The organism is Stenotrophomonas maltophilia, from assembly GCF_004920835.1.
Taxonomy (GTDB): Bacteria; Pseudomonadota; Gammaproteobacteria; order Xanthomonadales; family Xanthomonadaceae; genus Stenotrophomonas; species Stenotrophomonas maltophilia_AQ.
This window is the reverse complement of sequence record NZ_QFHO01000006.1, coordinates 45,294-64,833: the sequence shown is the minus strand read 5'-3', so window position 1 is coordinate 64,833 and position 19,540 is coordinate 45,294. Positions and strand designations below refer to the sequence as shown.

Annotated in this window: 15 protein-coding genes, 1 pseudogene and 1 riboswitch; of the genes and pseudogenes, 6 read left to right on the top strand and 10 right to left on the bottom strand. The window is 66.9% G+C overall.

Features of this window, described 5'->3' with window-relative positions; translation table 11 throughout:
• Positions 1 to 106: 106 nt before the first annotated feature.
• Positions 107 to 980, bottom strand: a pseudogene (locus tag DI041_RS06560) (DUF2268 domain-containing putative Zn-dependent protease).
• Between the two features lie 206 nt (positions 981 to 1,186).
• Here DI041_RS06560 and DI041_RS06555 point away from each other — a divergent pair.
• The 5 genes from DI041_RS06555 to DI041_RS06535 all read left to right on the top strand — a co-directional run bounded on the left by DI041_RS06555 (position 1,187) and on the right by DI041_RS06535 (position 4,707).
• Complete coding sequence (locus tag DI041_RS06555) at positions 1,187 to 1,762, top strand: OmpO family porin (protein ID WP_046985361.1); 576 nt, start codon at positions 1,187 to 1,189, stop codon at positions 1,760 to 1,762.
• Between the two features lie 123 nt (positions 1,763 to 1,885).
• A complete protein-coding gene (locus tag DI041_RS06550) occupies positions 1,886 to 2,653 on the top strand; it encodes a helix-turn-helix transcriptional regulator (protein WP_046985360.1) in 768 nt (255 codons plus the stop codon).
• 68 nt (positions 2,654 to 2,721) lie between these two features.
• Entirely contained in the window at positions 2,722 to 3,087 is a 366-nt protein-coding gene (locus DI041_RS06545) for a VOC family protein (protein ID WP_136638485.1), read from the top strand.
• Between the two features lie 123 nt (positions 3,088 to 3,210).
• The gene (locus DI041_RS06540; RefSeq protein ID WP_046985359.1) at positions 3,211 to 4,185 is read left to right on the top strand and encodes a Dyp-type peroxidase; all 975 of its coding nucleotides are present in this window, start codon (positions 3,211 to 3,213) and stop codon (positions 4,183 to 4,185) included.
• A 105-nt stretch (positions 4,186 to 4,290) separates the two neighbouring features.
• Complete coding sequence (locus DI041_RS06535; protein ID WP_046985358.1) at positions 4,291 to 4,707, top strand: hypothetical protein; 417 nt, start codon at positions 4,291 to 4,293, stop codon at positions 4,705 to 4,707.
• Positions 4,708 to 4,815: 108 nt separating this feature from the next.
• Here the strand turns inward: DI041_RS06535 and pnuC are convergent, their stop codons facing one another.
• From pnuC to DI041_RS06500, 7 genes are all read right to left on the bottom strand, one after another.
• Positions 4,816 to 5,385, bottom strand: coding sequence for a nicotinamide riboside transporter PnuC (gene pnuC, locus DI041_RS06530; protein ID WP_046985388.1), 570 nt, complete (start codon positions 5,383 to 5,385; stop codon positions 4,816 to 4,818).
• A gap of 8 nt (positions 5,386 to 5,393) precedes the next feature.
• A complete protein-coding gene (locus tag DI041_RS06525; RefSeq protein ID WP_136638486.1) occupies positions 5,394 to 7,583 on the bottom strand; it encodes a TonB-dependent siderophore receptor in 2,190 nt (729 codons plus the stop codon).
• Between the two features lie 70 nt (positions 7,584 to 7,653).
• Positions 7,654 to 7,749: riboswitch (TPP riboswitch) on the bottom strand.
• Positions 7,750 to 7,858: 109 nt separating this feature from the next.
• Entirely contained in the window at positions 7,859 to 8,983 is a 1,125-nt protein-coding gene (locus tag DI041_RS06520) for a phosphotransferase enzyme family protein (protein WP_136638487.1), read from the bottom strand.
• 129 nt (positions 8,984 to 9,112) lie between these two features.
• The gene (locus DI041_RS06515) at positions 9,113 to 9,520 is read right to left on the bottom strand and encodes a glycine zipper 2TM domain-containing protein (RefSeq protein WP_005411889.1); all 408 of its coding nucleotides are present in this window, start codon (positions 9,518 to 9,520) and stop codon (positions 9,113 to 9,115) included.
• A 247-nt stretch (positions 9,521 to 9,767) separates the two neighbouring features.
• The gene (locus DI041_RS06510; RefSeq protein ID WP_136638488.1) at positions 9,768 to 11,759 is read right to left on the bottom strand and encodes a peptidoglycan-binding domain-containing protein; all 1,992 of its coding nucleotides are present in this window, start codon (positions 11,757 to 11,759) and stop codon (positions 9,768 to 9,770) included.
• 111 nt (positions 11,760 to 11,870) lie between these two features.
• Positions 11,871 to 12,641, bottom strand: coding sequence for a hypothetical protein (locus DI041_RS06505; protein WP_136638489.1), 771 nt, complete (start codon positions 12,639 to 12,641; stop codon positions 11,871 to 11,873).
• Between the two features lie 377 nt (positions 12,642 to 13,018).
• Positions 13,019 to 13,657, bottom strand: coding sequence for a response regulator (locus DI041_RS06500; protein WP_046985354.1), 639 nt, complete (start codon positions 13,655 to 13,657; stop codon positions 13,019 to 13,021).
• 75 nt (positions 13,658 to 13,732) lie between these two features.
• On the opposite strand from DI041_RS06500, the gene DI041_RS06495 reads away from it, so the two are divergent.
• Positions 13,733 to 17,332 carry an ATP-binding protein gene (locus DI041_RS06495; protein WP_136638490.1) on the top strand — a complete coding sequence of 1,200 codons (3,600 nt, stop codon included), beginning with the start codon at positions 13,733 to 13,735 and terminating at the stop codon, positions 17,330 to 17,332.
• Here DI041_RS06495 and DI041_RS06490 read toward each other — a convergent pair.
• Together DI041_RS06490 and DI041_RS06485 are read right to left on the bottom strand one after the other, a co-directional pair.
• Positions 17,326 to 17,727 (bottom strand): c-type cytochrome, encoded by a 402-nt coding sequence (locus DI041_RS06490; RefSeq protein WP_136638491.1) that lies wholly within the window; start codon positions 17,725 to 17,727, stop codon positions 17,326 to 17,328. The genes DI041_RS06495 and DI041_RS06490 overlap by 7 nt on opposite strands.
• Positions 17,728 to 17,792: 65 nt before the next feature.
• The gene (locus tag DI041_RS06485; protein WP_046985351.1) at positions 17,793 to 19,469 is read right to left on the bottom strand and encodes an electron transfer flavoprotein-ubiquinone oxidoreductase; all 1,677 of its coding nucleotides are present in this window, start codon (positions 19,467 to 19,469) and stop codon (positions 17,793 to 17,795) included.
• Between the last annotated feature and the right edge of the window lie 71 nt (positions 19,470 to 19,540).

Sequence of the window (19,540 nt, the reverse complement as noted above, 5' to 3'; positions counted from 1 at the left end):
CGGTAAATCAACAAACCTTAACAAGCGGGATCAAGCGAGCTGATCTGCACCGGCGGATCGCCTTGTGCCTGTTCAATATCACCCATTCACCAGCATGAAGCCGGCATCACGGCATCTGCGCCTGCGTGCTTCCGCCTGCTCCGCACGCAGGTTGCCATCCACTTGCTTCCAGCAGCGCTGCAGCGTTTCCAGGCTGGACATTTCCAGTAGCCGAGGTCTCCGCGGCGCGTGTCGTCGCCGGGGCCGTTGTACAGCCACTTCGAAAGATCGGTACCCATGCTGTCCTGCAGGAACGCGCGCTCCAGCGCTCACTCGCGACCCTGCGTCCAACGCTGCAGATGCGCGTTGGACGGTTGCCCGGAGATCCGTTCTCCCACGTATTCGGCGCCGCCTTCCACCAGCGTCTGATAGAGCAGGGTGGGCTGCTCGACTTCCACGCGTGCACCGGGCTGTTGCACGTGCACATACTCATGGGCGATCAGATGCACGAAGCGGTCACTTACATCGGCCTGCATCCAGTCGGCGTTGCACAGCGCTTCCAGTCCGATGACCACACCTGCTTCGGTGGTAACGCAACCACTGTTGCCGCGGCCCACCAGTACGGTGACCGAGGGAAAGCGCGCAGACGGCAACAGGGCGCCCAGCTGATCGACGGCAGCGGCGACGCGCGTGCGGATCGATGGCAATGCTGTGGTTCTCGCTTTCGCAAACAGTGACGGCTTGTCCTGGATGGCCCTGGCCAGCCGCTCCATCGAGCCGATACGGCTGTCGGTGAAGCTGCGCAGGGCATCCGTACCCGCATCCAGGCAGCCGTGCTGCAGATCATCGGCGCTTGGGCGCCCGTGGTTGGCGTCCAGCACCTTGAAGAAGCACGTGACATCGTCTGTCTGTACGACGATGCGCCCGGCAGGAACGACGCGCTCAGCCGCCTGTGCCTGCAGCAGCGCGACCGGCGAGGCGATCAGGATCAGCGCCCGCATCAAGCATCGAGCGTGGTGCGCGTAAGAAGCCGCCGGCAATGCCATGCGGAGTTCCCTGAACGGGAACCATATTTATACACCAGTCAGTTCAATATTCAGGGTCGATTAGACCCTCTAACGGATAATTCACACCTGTCGACCGCCTCTTCTCTCTCCCCCTCCCGGGAGGCGGTCGACGAAACCAAAATAATTAAAGGTGTGTCCCGATGAACAAGAATTCGCTGCTTGCCCTGGGTCTTCTGGCTGCTCTGCCGTTCGCTGCATCGGCGACCGATGGCCTGTCGTACAACTACGTTGAAGGCGGCTACGTGAACACCGATGCCAAGGGCGGCGACGCCGATGGCTGGAAGGTGAAGGGTTCCGTTGCGGTGCACCCGAACTTCCACGTCTTCGGCGACTACAGCGCCCAGGAGACCGACAAGTTCAAGAATGACGTCGACCAGTGGCGCCTGGGTGTCGGTTACAACTACGGCATCGCACCGAACACCGACCTGGTGGCCCGTGTTGCCTACCAGAAGTACGACGAGAAGCGCGGCCTGGACTTCAACGGCTACTCCACCGAAGTGGGCGTGCGCACTGCGTTCAACCCGTACGTGGAAGGCTACGTGATGGCCGGCTACGAAGATTTCACCAAGAAGCACGGCATCAACCCGGACGGCGAGTTCTACGGCCGCGTCGGCGCCACCGCCAAGTTCAACCAGAACTGGGGCCTGAGTGGCGAAGTGAAGCTGGCCAAGGCCGGCGACCGCGAGTGGTTCGTGGGCCCGCGCTTCACCTGGTAACAAACGCCTGTCGTTAGTGCGTGTTGTGCTGGCGTGTGACTCTCTCTCTCTCCCACACGCCAACCGAAGCCCGGCCTCGCGCCGGGCTTCACTTTTATGGGCTTCTGGGCGCCACAATGCGGCATGGGCGACCCTTCCTCCCTCGCAGGTACCGACACGGCCTATCAGGAGCACCGGGCGCCAGCGCCGCTGCGTGGCCATTTCGGCCAGCTATGGCAGAGCCAGCTCGCTGCGGATGCCGATGGCCATATCACCGTGCTGCCCGATGGCTGCGTGGACATCCTCTGGCGTGACGGCGCGTTGTTCGTGGTCGGCCCGGATCGTGTGGCTGCGCATCCGGCGCTTGCACCCGGTGCGCAGGTGCTGGGTGCGCGCTTTCGTCCCGGCCAGGCGTTGGCCGCGTTGGGATTGCCATTGGCCGGCATCATTGGACAGGCGGTGCCGTTGGCCGATCTGAAGGGCGGATGGGCCACAGCAGCCGCTGCATCCATTGGCGATACCGCGCCGGCCCAACGATTGCAGCGGATGGCGCAGTGCCTGCAGCAGCACATGGGCGCGGCGGCCCTCGACGTGCAGGCGCAACGGGCGCATGTGTTGTTCCACGCGCTTGGCCGTGGCCAAGCTACGTTGGACGAGCTGGCGGCAGGCTTGAACCTGAGCCCGCGCAGCCTGCGCCGTATCAGCCAGGCGCAGTTCGGCTACGGCGCCAAGACGCTGGAGCGGATCCTGCGCCTGCAACGCTTCCTGCGCCACAGCCGTGGGTTGCCGCAGCATTCGTTGGCGATGCTGGCCGTCGATGCCGGCTATGCCGACCAGGCCCATCTCAGCCGCGAGGCCCGCGAACTGGCTGGCATGACCGCACGCGAACTTCGCGGGGAGTGGGGACAATGATGGCCGTTTCGTTCAAGACAGGCAGACCACGCTGATCGATGCTGCAGGCTCCAACCACGGAGTCCACCATGAGCCACGCCACCCCCGGTGCCGAACGCCGCATCGACAACATCGAATTCAACGTCGCCGACATCGCCCGCAGCAAACGCTTCTACGGCGAGGTATTCGGGTGGTGCTTCATCGACTACGGCCCCGCCTACACCGAGTTCGACGATGGTCGCCTGAAAGGTGGTTTCGTTTCCGACGCGCCGGTGCGTGCGCACGGTGGTCCGCTGGTCATTCTCTACTGCGCGGACCTGGCGGATGCGCAGCAGCGCGTGGTCGCTGCCGGTGGCGAGGTGGTGCAGGCGGTATTCGCCTTCCCCGGTGGCCGTCGCTTCCACTTCCGCGATCTGGATGGCTACGAGCTGGCGGTCTGGAGTGATGTGGATTGAGGTCTTCGTACCTTCGCCGGTGGACGGAACGAGAACCGCTCCGTCCCCGGTCAGGTGGTTCCGCTATGATCGCCCGCACATCGCTACACGCGATGCGCCCGCCTCAAGCCAGCAGGAACCGTCGTGAACTCCCAGCCCGCACCGATCACCGCCCTCAACCACACGCTCGACAACGAGCCGCAGCAGATCACCGCGCCACTGACCCATTCGGCGGCGTTCCTGGTGCTGAAGGTGAAGGATGACGAGGCATCGATCGCAAAGGCGCGCGAGGTACTGGCCAGCACCGACGACCTGATCAAGAACACCGCCATCCGCGAGATCGAGCGCACCTTCACCTGCAACGTGGCCATTGGCCACCGCGTGTGGCAGCCGCTGGTGGGTACCACGCCGCCGCGTGAGCTGGCGCCGTTCCGCGAGATCAAGGGCGCGACCCACACCGCGGTGTCCACGCCGGGTGACCTGCTGTACCACATCCGCGCGCGCACCATGGACCTGATCGTGGCGTTCGAGCGCAACCTGCTGATGGCCTTTGGCGATGCGGTGGAGACGGTCGATGACGTGGCCGGTTTCCGCTATTTCGATGGCCGCGACCTGCTCGACTTCGTCGATGGCACCGCCAACCCGGAAGGGCTGTCGCTGCCGGAAGCCACCATCGTGGGCGAGGAAGACCCGGAGCACGCCGGTGGCAGCTACGTGGTGGTGCAGAAGTACCTGCACAACCTCGATGCCTGGCGCGCACAGAAGACCGAAGCGCAGGAAGCGATCATCGGCCGCACCAAGCACGACAACATCGAGCTGGATGATGCGCCGGCCGATGCGCAGAAATCGCACAAGACGCTGTGCACCATCGAGGATGCCGACGGCGAGCACGAGATCCTGCGCGACAACATGCCCTTCGCCAACCCGGGCCGTGGCGAGTACGGCACCTACTTCATCGGCTACACGCGCCACCTGTGGGTGATCGAGAAGATGCTCGAGCGCATGTTCATCGGCAATCCCGCGCCGCTGCATGACCGCATCCTCGATTTCTCCACCGCCACCACCGGCGTGACCTTCTTCGCGCCCTCGCGCAAGGTGCTGGCCGACCTGGGCGACTGATAGCGCCAGGCCTGCGGTCTACGCGCCGGCCATTACCGCCCGCCATCTGCCTGTCATCTACCGCGCCGACCATCAGACGTTGGATGGAAGCGCAGGAGGCTGGCGATGGTCATGGCAGGAAACAGGACCGGCGCGCGCCGCTGGTGGCGGCCGTTGGCCGCGCTGTTCGGTGCGCTCGCACTTGGAAGTGCCAGCGTTTCCGCGCAGGAGGCTCCCGCACACTGGATGGCCTATGCCGCCGCCGTGGGCGGCCAGCTGCAGCAGCGCCTGCAGCAGGAGCAGGATCCGCGGGCGCAGCGCGTGCTGGAATGGATGCAGGCACACCCGGATACGCCGACGCCGTTGCCGGTGAGCGTGTGGATCGCGGCGGATGGCCGCATTTCGAAACTCGAATTCGGCAGCCTGGGCGACGCCCAGATCGACGCCGACCTGCGCGCGACATTGCAGTCCGCGCCGTTGCAGGCCGCCCCACCGGCTGACATGCGCCAGCCGCTGCGGCTGGGCCTGCTGCTTACCCAGTAGATCCACGCCATGCGTGGATGGGCCTGGTAGATGCCGACCTTGATCGGCAGGCGTGCGCCAACCAAGGTTGGCGACAACCGGTAAACCCCGGCCACGCACGGCGTGGCTCTACTGCGTTGCCACCTGCGGTTCACGCGCAGCTGCGCTCCATGCGCGCAGCCCGAACACGGCCAGGCCGAGGAAGAACACGTACAGCGCCGCGGTCACATGCAGCGACTTGAACAGGTACGCACCCACGTACACCACGTCCACCGCGATCCACACCCACCAGCAGGCCACGTGGCGGCGTGCCTGCCACCACTGGCCGACCAGGCTCAGCGCGGTCAGCATCGCGTCCAGCCACGGCAGCGCGGCATCGGTGAAGGTGTGCATGGCCGCACCCAGCGCCACGCCACCGCAGAGGCCGATGGCCAGGTCGCGCAGCAGCTTGCCGCGCGCCAGTGGCACGATGCGGACGCTGCCCTCGTCGGCGGCGTGCTGCCGCCAGTTGAGCCAGCCGTAGACCAGGAAGCCACCGAAGGCGACCTGCAGCAGGGTGTCCGAGTACAGCTTGGCCTCGGCGAACACCAGGCCATACAGCATCACCGACAGCAGGCCCACCGGCCACGCCACCAGCCGGCGCTTGGCCATCAGCCAGACGCCGAGGATGCTGCACAGTGCGGCGGCCCACTCCAGCATCAGGCCGCTCACAGCGCGAACGTCACCGACAGGCGGGCCTGTCGCGGTGCGCCGGGGAACAGGTAGTAGTCACCGCCGCTGCTGCCGGTATCGCGCCAGTAGAAGCGGTTGAACACGTTGTCCACCGACAGGTTCCAGGTCACCGCACGCTCGTGCAGGCGATGCTGGAAGCGCAGGCCGGCATCGAACACCGAGTAGTCCGGTGCGCGCACACCACCATCGGCGCGGGCGACATTGGCACCGGCATAGCGCCAGCCGCCGGTCACGTCCAGGCCCTGTACGAACGGCAGCGCATAGGCCACGTGCACGCTGGCGCGCACCTTCGGCACGTTCACCAGCTGATGGCCTTCATAGGCGGGCGTGCCGGTGTCGCGCGCGCGCGCCCGCAGCACGCTGGCGCTGGCCACGATCTGCAGCGCATCGGTCAGCTGGCCATTGGCGGTCAGCTCCAGGCCGGTGTGGGTCTGCTTGCCTTCCTCGACGAAGGTGTAGCCGACATCGCTGCCGTCCGGCTTGGCGTACTGGTACGGCTGCGAAATGCGGAACAGCGCCGCGCCCAGGGTCAGCGCCTCGACCGGCATGTACTTCACACCTACTTCCAGCTGCCGCGACTGCACCGATGGCAGGAAGGTATCGGCGTTGCTGGTCCAGAACGGCGCTTCCTGGCCCAGCGAGATGCCGCGCACATAGCTGGCATAGGCATTGAGCTGGTCGGTGGCCTTCCACACCACGGCGGTCTGCGGCAGGAAACGCGACAGGCGGCTGTGCCGCTGCGGGGTACCACGCTTGTCGTAGGCACGCTCGTCCAGGCGCACGAAGCGGCCGCCGGCCAGCCACTGCCAGTCATCACCGAAGCTCATCCGGTCCAGCGCGAAGAACGCGGTCTGGCGGCTGTCCAGGCGTCGTGCGGACGGCCCTGGCATCTTCGGCGACGGTTCGAACACCGGCACCTGCGCATCGTGGATGTTGCTGGTGCCCACGTACTCGTTGACGCTCGGGCGCTTGTCCACGGTGCGGCGGAAGTAGTCGGCACCGATGGTCAGCTCATGGCCGACGCTGCCGGTCTCGAAGCGGCCGCGCAGCTCGGCACGGGCCTGCTGGTTGCGGCGGGTGTCGTCCGGGCTGCGGTAGTCGTAGACGTCGTAGTCGCCATTGGGCGCGAAGTAGTTGCCCGGCACACTGCCATCGGCGCACTGCGCGGCGTAGTAGCAACCGTAGGCGAAGGCGACGTTGTCATCGATCACCGAGCGGCTGTGGCCAACCGAGACGCGCGACTGCCAGGCATCGTTGAAGTCGTAGGTATGCAGCGCGGTGATGTTGGTGCTGGCAATGTCGACCGGACGCTGCCATGGCTGGTAGCCCAGCAGGAATTCGCGATCCACGCCGTGTGGCAGCTCGCGCGCGCCCAGCAGCTGGTAGCCGGACACCGAGCGCTGAGAACTGGTCTGGTAGTTGGCATCCACTTCCAGCTTGCCGCGTTCGCCGATCAGCCAGTCGGCGGCCAGCGAATAGAAGTTGCGACGGCCATCGGCGTGCTCGACATAGGAATTGCTGGAGTCCCATGCGGCATTCAGGCGCAGGCCGAAACGCGGAGTGATCCAGTGGCCGACATCGACGGCGACGTAGCGCGAGCCTTCCGAATCGGTGCCGAGCGTGGCGCTGCGCACTTCGGCCGGGCGCTTGCCGATGTAATTGATGATGCCGCCGGGCGCCATCACGCCTGCGGCCAAGCCGGCTTCACCCTTGAGGATCTCCACCGACTGCACGTTCTCCAGCGCAAGGCGCTGTTCGCCGGCGATGGACAGGCCGTTGAAGCGGTAGCCGGTGGCGGCGTCCAGCGCGAAACCGCGGATGGCGATGTTCTGGTAGTAGCCCACCGGCGCATAGGCATCACCCAGCGAGGCATCGTTGCTGGCCAGCTCGGACAGCGAACGCACCTGGCGGCGGTCGAGGTAGTCGCGCTCAAGCACGTTCACCGACGCCGGCGTGTCCTTCCAGGAACCACCACCGAAGGCGTTCACGCGCGAGGTATCGGCCTTCGGCTTGCCGGCCTGCACGCGCACCGCCGCCAGTTCGGTCGGCGAACGCTCGGCGCCGGTGGCAGCCGCATCGGGGGACGCCTCGGCTTCGCTGGCGTGCAGCGGCAGCGCGGCGCAAAGGGCGAGGGAGAGCAGGGTGGGGCGCAGGCAGCGGTTCATTCGGTTCGTCTTCGGACAACAAGGGAGACGAAGCGACGGCGCGCAGGTGCACCGGCCCATGACGGGGGTGTGGCTGCGGCTCAAAGCTCCCTACGCCGGTGCAAACCGGATCAGGTTCCAAGGGACTCTCTCAGCCTGGCAGATCCAGGCACCCCCGCTTCAGGTGACCATTTCACTACAAATGGTACGGATTTGCGAGCCGGTGCCCTTCAGGCAGCGGGGTCAGAGCCCTTTCCGCAGGAAAGGGCTCTGACCCCAACGGTGCGCCAACCGGGTCACGCCGCTGCGTGCAACGCCTGCAGCAGTGCCTGTCCCGGCGCGCTGTGGAACCACGCCGGATGCCCCAGCATGAACGGATGCCACGCCACATCCGCGTTTGCGGTGGAGCCGGTGATGCCTTCGAAGTATTCCACTTCGGACAGTGCGAAGTCGAAATGCACCATCGGCAGCAGGTCGGCCAGCAGCTGCACGCGTGCTTCCGACAGTGGCTGTACCTCGCGGTAGCCGTCGAGCAACGCCAGTGCGATGTCGATGCGCACCGCCTCCAGGCCGCGCTCCAGTTCCAGCCAGGCCACCGCGTTGCGCTCGATCGCGGTGGCGAGGTCGAACAGTGCGCTGGTGGGCGAGGCCAGGCCGAAATCCAGCACGGTGCTGACCTGCCCATCGCGCCACAGCAGGTTGGAAACATGCCAGTCGTTGTGCGCCCACAGCCGCGGTTCGTCGCGCAGGCGCTGGGCCAGGCCGGCGTGCCACGGCAGCACCTCGCGGCGAAGCTGGGTTTCCCACGGAATGCGCGCGAGGTAGCGGGCCAGACCCGGTCGTGTGGGCAGTTCGGCTTTGATCGCGGCGATCGGATCGTCGGCGCGGATCAGGTCGTCGCGCGCCACCAGCAGATGGGTACTGCGTTGTGGCGCGTGATAGCTGGCGGCGGCACAGTGCAGCCGGGCCAGCATGCGGCCGGCTTCGCGGGCCTGCGCGACATCGGTCAGCAACGACCACGACACGGCATCGCGGTACAGGTCCTCGCCCACGCCCACGGCATGCAGCTCGAAGGTCCATTCGCCGTGCTCGACTGCGGTGCGGCCATCGGCTGCCGCAAGCACCTGCACCACCGGTACGCCGGCGGCAGCGAGATGGACGATGAAGTGGTGTTCTTCTTCCAGGCAGGCGGCGCTGCGCACGCTGTGGTGGTGGCGCTTGATGAACACCGGTCCGCGCGTGCCATTGACGATGGCGGCGGCCGACAACGGCCGAGGACTGTGCCAGTGCGGCTGGCTGTCCGCATCCAGCTGCGGAAAGCGCTGGCGCAGCCACGCGAGGTCTGCGGTGCTGATCGGCGGCCAGTCGGCAGCGACCTCGTCGTTGTTGAGGCCCTGCACCCGGTGGGAAGAAGAAGTCATGCCGCAGCCCCAAGGGGGAAAATCACATCCAAGGCTGCGCATTCAACGCCATGGCCGCCCGCAACGCAAACGGGCGGGTCATCGACCCGCCCGTCGTCACATGGTCATCGGCGGTACCGCCGCGCCGGGTTACCAGCCGCGATGGCGGCCGCGGTCGTGGTAGTAGCGGTTGTCGTAGTAGCGCTCGCGCTGCCAGCGACGGTCGTCACCGCGGTCGTAGTAGCCGCTGCGGTAGTAGCCACGGTCGTAACGGCGATCGTAGCGGTCGTCGTAACGGCGATTGTCGTAGTAACGACGGTCGCGGCGGTCGGAGGTGGTCAGGTTGCCGATCGCGCCGCCGGCCACGGCACCGCCGACAGTGGCAGCGGGATCACCGTTGGAGAGCAGGTTACCGGCCACGCCACCGACCACGGCGCCGACCAGGGTGCGCTTGTCCTTCCTCGACATCGCGCTGGCATCGCTGACCACGGCCACACCGGCCACCAGTGCCAGAGCCATCGCCAGACCACGGAAGCTGAGTGCGGAAGTACTGAGCATGTTCGTTCTCCTGTGAGGTGCATGCCACGCTGGGCAGGGAGGGCGCGGGGCGCCCCGGCTGCCGTGATGTCCACGCTGGCGTTCCAACATTGCCGGAACATTGCCTGGTCCACCGTGCGGCTTGCGCATTCATCTAGCGGCAGGCGGCATGAAGCAAGGCTGAAAGCGGCCTCGGCCGCTCAGCTGGCAGAAAGGGAAAAGGGCCACGCGGACGTGGCCCTCCCTTCTCTCCCAAGGCGCCGCGGGCTTAGACGCCCATCGCCTTCTGGGCCTGCCGGGCCTGCTCCTGCTGGGCATCCTGCTGCTGGTGCAGCACGTTCGGGGCGCCCTGCACGGCACCGCTGCTGAGTGCCAGGCTCTGCTCGCTGGCCGTACGGGTGTCCACCGCCGCGCGAATGGCGGCCGGGTCGCCGATGGTGCCCTGCACGGCGAACAAGCGCTCACCGTTCGGACTGGGTACCACCGAATTGATGCGCTGCAGGCCGGCGGCATGCGCCTCCTTGGTCAGTGCCGCGGCGGCGCTTTCCAGCGCATGCCGATCCTTGAAGGTGCCGGCCGGCATCAGCTCCAGGCCCTTGCTGGCCTGGATGAACAGCGGATTGCGCGGGTGCCGCTCGTCGTTCAGCAGCGGCCGCTCGCGAGCCTCCCTGATCGCCTCCAGGGTCTTCGCGCCGACGACGCCGTCAGCGACCAGGCCGTTGTCCTTCTGCAGCTGGCGCACCGCCGCGTCGGTGTTGCGGCCGAAGCGACCGTCTTCGACCAGCGGCTTGCCATCGGCCCCGACATAGCCGAGGTGGCCCAGCTGTTCCTGTACCTTGCGCACGCCCTCGCTGTGTGCGCCCTGCTTGTACAGTTCGGCGTGCGGCGTGGCAGCTGCCTTGTGCTCGGCCGCGGGCCTGCCCTGGGTCTGCTCGTGCGACTGGGTGCGGTTCTCCAGCAGATCGCGGGCCCTGGACAGCGGGTCGGAGGCGTACAGCTTCCAGTTCGGATGGTCCTTCACCTGCTTCAGGTAGTCCTCGACCGGCATGGTGTGCACGCCCTTGCTGCCGGTGGACTGGCTGATCAGCAGCTTGTCGGTGTTGGGATCGCGCACCACCATCACGATGTGGTCGATGCCGTTCCAGTGCTCGTGGCGGGTCTTGGCCGTATCCAGGCCGATGATCATGCCTTCCTTCAACGCATCGGGCTTGAGGATCGCGTCGCGGTCAAGCAGCACGCCGGACTGGTCGAACGCCTTGCGCACGATGCCGCCGGAACCGAGGTTGCCCAGGTCGATGCGATCAGCCTTGCCGAACACCGCGTGCCCGGCCTTCTGGTTGATCTCGTCCATGGTCCGGTTCTGCAGCGTGCCGACCCAGCCGGAACAGTCGATGTAACCCTGCTCGACGTTCTTGCCGGTCTTGCCCGGTACGTACAGCGCGTGGCCCGGAATGTTGATGGCGTACCTTACGTCGTCGTACTTCACGCCGGCCTCGTAGGCGGCCTGCAGTTCAATGCCCGGCTTCGGCGTGGCAGCCGCCGTTGCGGTTGCCGCCAGCGTGGCTGCACCAGCCGCCACGGCTGCGCTGGCCTGTGCAGGCGCTGCCGGGGTCTGGCCCTGGCCCTGCGCCACCGCCTGCGGTTCGATGTTCTTTTCCGGAATGCTGATCGCCGCGTACTTGTGGATGTAGTAGCTGGAGAACGTCCGCGCCAGGTCGCCATCGTCCATGCCGCGCATCTCGGCCAGGGTGTGGCCGGTCAGCGCCTTCGCGTCGGAGCCGATCTGGTTGAGTACGTTGCGGCGCATGTTGATTTCTTCGCCGTGGCTGTTGCGGACCACGCCGAAGGTGCCGGTGGCAATGGCGGTCTGTACCGAGCCATAGCCGGCGCTGCCCTGCTGGTGGGCCAGGTACAGGTCCAGGCCGGTGGGCGTGTTGCCCCCGGACAGGTAGGGATTGCCGGTGCGCTCGTTGCGGCGCGCCATCGAGTCCAGGTTGTCCTGGTACATCTGTGCGGCCGCTTCGGTGTTGCGGGTCGGATCGAACTCGTGGCCGGTCAGGTGGTACTGGCGCGCGGAACCGGGCACGAACTGGAACAGGCCCTTGGCACCGGACGAGGTGTTGTGCGCGCGCTCGTTGAAGCTGCCGCCGGTCTCGATATGCGCGAAGCGCATGAAGTCATCCACGGGGATGCCCTTCTGCCTGGCGACCTGCTCGACGATGTCCAGGACTTCCTTTCTGCTGTAGTCATGCTGTGCCATGACGTTTTCCTCGGGGTTGATGGAGCGGCGGAAGCCGCGAATCGCCAACCGGACTCATCCGTGAGTCAAGAACATGTCGGTCAACAGGTAACCCGCGTGTGCGGGTGGGAATCAGCGCGCCAGGTACTTCTGGGTCACGCTGTCGAAGCGGTAGTGCATGGCGTCGCCGACACCCAGTGCGCGGGTCTTGCCCGGGCTATCGATGGTGGTGCCCTTGAAGCTCACGGTCAGCTGCGGCAGGCCGTTGCCGTCGGCAATGAAGGCCAGTTCGCCATCGCTGTCGGTGCACGGCATCACGTTGCCGTCGTCGCAGGCGGCGCTGTTGTCTTCGCCGGTGCGTACCGAACCGACATAGCGCCAGACCTTGCTGTCCACGTCGTCTTCGCTGCGCTTCGGGTTGAACAGCAGCAGGGCATAGCCGCTGCCGCTGATGCCGCGGTCGAAACTGCTGGTCGGCACCGCCAGCAGCAGGCGGCCATCGGCCGTGCGATGTTCGAGCGGCTTGCGCCGGGTGTCGATGTCGTCGGCCTTGTCGTAGGCGCCGAGCGCGCCGATGGTCCATTCCTGGCCACGGAACTTCCACGGCTTCTTCGCATCGCCGCCGGCCAGCACGAAGGTGGCCTCGGCCAGGTTGGCGCGGTCATCCGGGCCGGCCGCTTGCTGCTCGCCGGGCTTGCCGTAGTGCTCGCGGGTATCCCACGAGAAACCGGTGTAGTAGGTGGTGCCGTCGAGCGTGAACTGATGGCCGAACCAGAAGGTCGCCACGCTGCCGTTCTGGACCTCATAGGAGGTCGCGCCATCGCCGTCCTGCTGGTAGGTGAAATACATCACGGTCGGCGCATCTGGCGGGGTGACGGCGGTATCGGGGGAAGTGTTCTGCATCGGGGCAACATCCTGTCGGGGCGCATTGGCAGCCTGCGCGTGCGCGCCGGGCTGGGAGGACGAGGGGGCCGGGTCGGCGGCGCTGCAGGCGGCAGCGGAAAGAGAGACGAGCAGGCACGCCGCGAATGCGCGCAGGGGCGGCAATGGCAGGGTCCAACGTGGTTTTGGGGGGTGATGCATGCGCCTCTCCATGGTCAGCGTTGCCGGGCCAGACGGCCGGCAGGAAACCGCACCCCATCCACCGGGGACAGGAGCGAGGACATGAGCCGGTCGATTCCTTCGACCTCGCATTGAGAACCCATGCCCGGCAATCTTTGCACAGAATCGCGACGCATCAAAGAGGGCAGCACGCCGCGCCCTCTTATGTGAACGGCATCTCAGATATTGCCATCGCGCAGGTAGTCGAACAGCTCGGCGTCGCCCTTCAGACCCAGTTTGAGCATGGCGTCACCCTTCTGCCGGCTGATGGTGCTGACGCTCTTGTGCAGCTGCAGCGAGATCTCCTTCACCGTCATGCCAGTGCCAAGCAGCCGCAGCACCTCCACCTCGCGCGGCGACAGTGGCTTGCCGTCGCCCTCGCGCATGCGCCAGCTGCCCGCCGCCTCGACCCGCTCGCGCAGGCTGCGGCTGATATAGGGCTGGCCGCGATAGACCGCCTGGATGGCCTGCGGCAGTTCGTCCATCGACGAGCTCTTGTCGACCAGGCCGAGCACACCGCTGTCGAGCACCATGCGCAGGATCGCCAGGTTGTTGGAGACGCTGAGCATGAGTACCGGCAGGTCGGGATGGCGGCGGCGGATCATGCCGATCATGGCGAAGCCGTCGGCCTGTGGGCTGCCCGGCATGGAGTAGTCGGTGACCAGCAGGTCACAGGGCTGGCTGCCCAGCAGGGTCATCAGCGCCTGCGCGCTGTCCGCCTCGCCGACCACGCGGCCCACCCCGCTCGACTCGATGACGGCGCGGGTACCGATACGGACCACCGGGTGGTCGTCTGCGATGATGATGCGCAAGCTCATGCTCTAGTATGGCCACCGGGCACGCCGGACCGCGACCATCGCGGTTCCTGGCAGGATTCTAGGAGATCGACGCCGATGCGTAGCTGGGCTGTTCGCGGGCTGGTCCTGCTGCTGGCCGTGCTGGTGCTGCCTGCCGCACCGGCACAGGCCGTGCCAGGACCGCTGCCGCTCACTCCCCTGCAGCGCGAGTACCTGGCCGCGCATCCAAGCATCGTCGTGGGCCAGTATGACAGCGGCTGGCCGCCGTTCGAGTCCCTCCGTGATGGTCGGCAGATCGGGCTGGGGCCGGATTATCTGTCGCTTCTTGCCCGTCAGCTGGGTGTGAAGGTCGAAGCCCGTCGTTATCCAGATTGGACTTCCGTGCTGGATGCGGCGTGCCGTGGCGAAATCGACGTGGTGATGAATGTCGGTCTCAGTGCCGACCGTACCCGCTGCATGGTCTACACCGCCGCCTATGGCGAGGCGCCGCTGGCCCTGGTCGGACGCCCGGGCGACCTTCGTGCCTCCGACAATCCCGACCTGGATGGGCTGCGGGTAGTGATCGAGCAGGATTTCCTGACCGGCCCGCAGGTACGCGCGCGTTTCCCGCGCGCCCGGCAGCTTGTCGCAAACAGCTCGATTGCGGCGCTGCAGATGGTCAGAGACGACAAAGCCGATGTCTATATCGGCAATGCCTATGTCGCCACCGAGCTGATCGCCAGCCAGCGTCTGCAGGGTGTGGTGCTGCTGCGGCCCAGTGACCTGCCTCCCGAGCGCCTGCACTTCGGCGTTCCCAACAGCAAGCAGCCGCTGGCCGAAGCACTGGACCTGGCCCTGGCCGCGACCAGCCAGGCCCAGCGCGACGCGTTGGTGCAGCGCTGGCTGCCGTTGCCGCAGTGGTCGGCATCGGCACGGCTGGCGCTGAGCCAGGCCGAGAAGCGGGTGCTGGAGCAGCCGCTGAAGATCGGCTTCGCGCCGAACGCGGCGCCGTTGTCGTTCGCCGACAAGGAAGGCAAGCCCAGTGGCCTGGCCGGCGAGTATCTGCGACGGCTGCTGCAGGCCGGTGCCAATCTTCAGCCGGAGAACAGCCACGACTGGTATGAGGTGCGCGAGAAGGCGCGCCGCGGCGAGCTGCAGGCGGTGATGGGCATTCCCGCCGATTCACGCTATCTGGGGCCGGACTGGGTGTTCAGCCAGCCCTTCATCAGCGTACCGAACGTGATCGTCAGCCGCGTCGACAGCCCGGCGCTGCTGGGCCTGTCGGACCTGCAGGGCAAGCGCGTACTGCTGTCCGATCCCGAGCGCATACGCGGCTACGTGCTGCAGCAGGCCCCCAGCGCGCGGATCATCGCCGCACGCAGTACCGAGCAGGCGCTGCAGCGCCTTGCCGCTGGCGAGGCCGATGCCTACGTGGGCAACCTGGCACTGGTTGATCACCTGCTGCGCAGCAGCTTCCCGGGGCACCTGCAGGTGGCCGCCCCTGCAGGCTTCAACGACCAGCTGGTGTTGGCCGTGGAACGCCGCCATGCCGCCCTGGCGACCACCTTCGACCGCCTGCTGCTGCAGATGACGCCGCGCAAGCGCGAGGCGTTGCGGGGCGACTGGCTGGCCGTGGAGTATCGCAATGGCATCGACTGGAGGGACGCGCTGCGCTGGGGGGTGCCGCTGCTGCTGGTGCTGCTGACCGCGCTGCTGGTACATGGCATCGGGTACTGGCGCCTGCGTCGCGAGGTGGCCGGGCGGCGTCATCTGGAGCAGCGCCTGGCCGAGGTCACCGACAACCTTCCCGCCGTGGTCTACCAGGCACGGCGCGATGCCGATGGCACTCTCGGTTTTCCGTTCATTGCCGGTGACCTGCAGGCGTTGTTCGGCATTACCCGGCAGCAGGCCGAGCAGGACGCGAAACTGCTGCTGGAACGCATCGAGGAGGAGGATCGCGAACGCATCCTGCAGGCGGTCGAACAGGCCGCACGCCAGTTCGCGCCATTGATCCTCGAGTTCCGCCTGCGTGCCGATGCGGGCGGCGCGCGCTGGGTCCGCAGCCAGGCCCATCCCTATGCGGCAGAGGCAGGGGCGGTGACCTGGAGTGGCTACTGGGTGGACGTCAGCGAGGCACGTGCGCAGGCCGAGGCCCTGACCGCGGCCAAAGCCGAGGCCGAGCAGGCGGCGGAAGCGAAGTCACGTTTCCTGGCCACGATGAGCCATGAGATCCGTACTCCTATGAGTGGCGTGCTGGGCATGCTGGAAGTGCTGGCGCATTCGCCGCTGGATGCCGAGCAGCAGCGCATCCTCGGCGTGATCGAGGATTCGGCGCAGATGCTGCGGCAGATCCTGGATGACATCCTCGATTATTCGCGGCTGGAGGCCGGTGCGCTGCGCCTGGAACCGGTGCCGCAACCGCTGCGGCCGCTGCTGGAAAGCGTGTGCCGGTTGTTGTCGGCGCAGGCCAGTGCACGTGGGTTGGCGTTGCTGGTGGAGATCGATCCACAGCTGGCACCGGCACACGAAGTGGATGGCGTGCGCCTGCGCCAGATCGTGTTCAACCTGCTCAGCAACGCCATCAAGTTCACGGCGCGCGGCGAAGTGCGGCTGCAGCTGGAGGTGCTGGGGCCTACCGCGGAGGATGGCAGCCAGCCGTTGTGCCTGAGCGTGACCGACACCGGCATGGGCATCGCGCCGGAGCAGCTGCAGCATCTGTTCGCGCCGTTCACCCAGGCCGGTGCCTACATCCAGCGCGACCATGGTGGCACCGGTCTTGGCCTGAGCATCAGCCAGCGCCTGGTGCAGATGATGGACGGCGAACTGACCCTGCACAGCACGCTGGGCGAAGGCACTCGTGCCGAGGTGCGGTTGTCGCTGGTGGAGGCCGGCAGCGGTGATGTCGAAGCGCTGGTGGCTGAGCAGGAACAGGCTTCGCTGCTGCCGCAGGCGCTGCGCCAGGCGCGGGTGCTGGTGATCGAGGACCACCCGACCAACCAGGCGATGATGGCCTGGCGCCTGCAGCAGCTGGGCGTGCCGCACGTGATGGTCGGTGATGGCCAGCAGGGGCTGGATCGGCTGTTGTCGGAAAGCTTCGACCTGGTGATCACCGATTGCCGGATGCCGGTGCTCGATGGCTTCGGCTTCACCCGGCTGCTGCGCGAGCGCGAGGGCCGCAATGGCCAGCCGCGCCTGACCGTGCTGGCGCTGACCGCCAGTGTGTTGGACGACGATGCGCGCCGTTGCCGCGAGGCCGGCATGGACGAAGTGCTGGCCAAGCCGTTGTCACTGGCCACATTGCGCGCGGCGCTGCTGCGTTGGTTGCCGCAGGCACAGGGCCAGTCGTTCGCCGAACCGGTGACGGAGGTGGTTGCCGACGACGGCATGGCGCTGCCGGATCTGTCCACGTTGCAGCAGCGCTTCGGCTCACGCGCAGTGGCAATCCAGCTGCGCGACAGCCTGCTGCAGGCCAGCGAAGGCGATCTTGCCGCCGTGCAGCGCGCGCTGCAGGCCGGAGATCGCGAGGCAGCCGCGCTGCACCTGCACCGGCAGGCCGGTGGCCTGGGCGCAATAGGCGCGACGGTGCTGGCCGGGCAGGCCAATACGCTGGTGGAGCGCCTGCAGGATGCGGCCGACACCGATCCGACCGCGGTGTTCGCAAGCGTGGCGGAATTCGTGGCGCGGCTGCAGCAGCAACTGCAGCGCCTGGCTCACTGAGTCGACTGCTGCTGCAGGTAGGCGATCACCAGCGCACGGCGTTCGGCACTGGGGAAGGCGTTGTACATGCGCGTACCCGGCACCACGTGGGTGGGCGACTGCAGGAAGGCATCCAGGGTCTGCGCGCTCCAGGTGATGTCGGCGCGGCGCATGCCGTCGGAGTAGCCGTAATCGGGCAGGCTGCCGGCACGGCGGCCGATCACTCCATGCAGGTTCGGCCCGAAGCGATGGATGCCGCCGGGCTGCACGGTGTGGCAGCCCGCACACAGTTCAAACGCGCGCTGCATGGCCTGCTGGCGCGCCTGTTCGGGCGTGGCGGGTGCTGACGGCGGGCGCTGGCAGGCCGTGGCCGCAAGGGCCACGACGACGGCAATGAGCAGGCAGGCAGCGCGCATGGGCGGGCAGGATAGCGATGCAACGGGGCAGGTGGGCTGCGACACGCAGTCGCAGCCCGTGGCGATCACATGCCCGAGTAGTTCGGGCCGCCGCCGCCCTGCGGGGTCACCCAGACGATGTTCTGGGTGGGGTCCTTGATGTCGCAGGTCTTGCAGTGCACGCAGTTCTGCGCATTGATCTGCAGGCGCGCGTCGTTACCGTCGCCGACGAACTCGTACACGCCTGCCGGGCAGTAACGCGCTTCCGGGCCGGCGTACTCGGCCAGGTTCACCTTCACCGGAATGCTCGCATCCTTCAGCGTCAGGTGGCTGGGCTGGTCTTCGGCATGGTTGGTGCTGCTCAGGAACACCGAGCTGAGGCGATCGAAGGTCAGCACGCCATCCGGCTTCGGGTAGGCGATGCGGGTGTGCTTGGATGCCGGCTCCAGGCAGGCGTGGTCCGGGATGCTGTGGCGCAGGGTCCACGGCGGGTTGCGCACGCCCAGCTTCGGCAGCAGCCACTGCTCGATGCCGGTCATCAGCGTGGCCACGGTCTGGCCCTTCTTGAACCACTGCTTGAAGTTCTTCGACAGCTTCAGCTCGTCATGCAGCCAGCTGGCTTCGAAGGCCTGTGGGTAGGCGCTCAGTTCGTCGTGCTGGCGATCGGCGGCCAGCGCATCGAATGCGGCATCGGCGCACAGCATGCCGGTCTTGATCGCGGCATGGCTGCCCTTGATGCGGCTGACGTTGAGGTAGCCGGCTTCGCAGCCGACCAGCGCACCACCCGGGAACACCGTCTTCGGCAGCGACATCAGGCCGCCGGCGGTGATCGCGCGCGCGCCGTAGCCGATGCGGGTGCCGCCTTCCAGATGCTTGCGGATGGACGGGTGGGTCTTGAAGCGCTGGAACTCTTCGAACGGGCTCAGCCACGGGTTCTTGTAGTCCAGGCCGACCACGTAGCCGATGGCGACCTTGCCGCCATCTGCGTGGTACAGGAAGGCACCGCCGTAGGTGTCGCTGTCCAGTGGCCAGCCGGCGGCGTGCACGACCAGGCCCGGCTCATGCTTGGCTGGGTCGATCTGCCACAGCTCCTTGATGCCGATGCCGTAGGCCTGCGGGTCCTTGCCGTCATCCAGCTTGAAACGGCTGATCAGCTGGCGGCCGAGATGACCGCGCGCGCCTTCGGCGAACACGGTGTACTTCGCCTGCAGGGCCATGCCGCGTTCGAAGGCGGGGCCGCGCGTGCCGTCCTTCTCGATGCCCATGTCGCCTGTGGCCACGCCGATGACTGCGCCGTCGTCGCCGTACAGCACCTCGGCGGCAGCGAAGCCGGGGAAGATCGCTACTTCCAGCGCCTCGGCCTGCTGCGCCAGCCAGCGGGTCACTTCACCCAGGCTGATGATGTAGTTGCCTTCGTTGTGGAAGCACTCCGGCAGCAGCGCATGGGGCGTGCTGCGTGCGCCGGTTTCGCTGAGGAACAGGAATTCGTCGCGGGTGACCTTCTGCTTCAGCGGTGCGCCGCGCTCGGCCCAGTCCGGGAACAGTTCGGTCAGCGCGCGCGGGTCCATCACCGCACCGGACAGCACGTGCGCGCCCGGCTCGGAGCCCTTTTCCAGTACGCACACCGACAGCTCGCGACCGGCTTCGATCGCGCGCTGGCGCAGGCGGATCGCGGTGGCCAGGCCGGCGGGGCCGGCGCCGACGATCACCACGTCGAACTCCATTACTTCACGCGGGGGCAGGGCGTTGGCTTCAGCGCTCATCGATTGCATGACTCGTGGGTAGTGCCGGCATCGGGGCCACCGGCGGTTGCCTGGGAATCGCGCGTGCAGCC